Source organism: Enterobacter sp. 5-4 (assembly GCF_000612205.1).
Classification (GTDB): Bacteria; Pseudomonadota; Gammaproteobacteria; order Enterobacterales; family Enterobacteriaceae; genus Enterobacter; species Enterobacter roggenkampii.
Genome location: NZ_JFHW01000031.1, coordinates 1 through 542, shown reverse-complemented (window position 1 = coordinate 542; position 542 = coordinate 1). Strand labels below are relative to the sequence as shown.

General features: G+C 53.3%; 1 rRNA gene. It reads left to right on the top strand.

Annotated elements, in window-relative coordinates:
* Positions 1–522 (top strand): 16S ribosomal RNA (locus tag AA74_RS0120070); the annotation flags it as partial.
* Positions 523–542: the final 20 nt, after the last annotated feature.

Here is a 542-nt window from a genome sequence, read left to right as displayed (position 1 = left end):
TTGGTGCCTTCGGGAACTCTGAGACAGGTGCTGCATGGCTGTCGTCAGCTCGTGTTGTGAAATGTTGGGTTAAGTCCCGCAACGAGCGCAACCCTTATCCTTTGTTGCCAGCGGTCCGGCCGGGAACTCAAAGGAGACTGCCAGTGATAAACTGGAGGAAGGTGGGGATGACGTCAAGTCATCATGGCCCTTACGAGTAGGGCTACACACGTGCTACAATGGCGCATACAAAGAGAAGCGACCTCGCGAGAGCAAGCGGACCTCATAAAGTGCGTCGTAGTCCGGATTGGAGTCTGCAACTCGACTCCATGAAGTCGGAATCGCTAGTAATCGTAGATCAGAATGCTACGGTGAATACGTTCCCGGGCCTTGTACACACCGCCCGTCACACCATGGGAGTGGGTTGCAAAAGAAGTAGGTAGCTTAACCTTCGGGAGGGCGCTTACCACTTTGTGATTCATGACTGGGGTGAAGTCGTAACAAGGTAACCGTAGGGGAACCTGCGGTTGGATCACCTCCTTACCTTAAAGAACCTGCCTTTG